The 365-nt window shown below is 34.8% G+C and carries 1 pseudogene; it reads right to left on the reverse strand.

The window, feature by feature from the left end:
* A pseudogene (locus tag CQA53_RS13070) lies at positions 1-365 on the reverse strand (hypothetical protein); the annotation flags it as partial.

Consider the following 365-nt stretch of genomic DNA (forward strand, 5'->3'; position numbering starts at 1 on the left):
GATAGCCATATCTGTTGCCACACTTATATCAGAAGCATCAGAATGTAAGGTTAAATGTTTTTTAGATTCTAGAGTCATATTTTCATTGGCATTTACAAAAATACTTGATTGTGCTGTTGTAGTGTGATTATTAGCAACAGATACATCAATATCTTTTTCCACATTCTGCGTGAAGCTTCCTTGTATGTAAATCTGTGATTCTCCTCTCACATTTCTATTCTCATCTCTTTGTATGAGTGTGCTAAGATTCCCTCCTATCTCTACACTCTTATCCCCACCTACATACTCACTACTATTCTTTGCTACTCTTAGTTTATTATCTATCCCTATATTAAGAGTATGACTTCCTCCTACTATGGTATCCT

Source organism: Helicobacter didelphidarum, from assembly GCF_003364195.1.
Lineage (GTDB): Bacteria > Campylobacterota > Campylobacteria > Campylobacterales > Helicobacteraceae > Helicobacter_A > Helicobacter_A didelphidarum.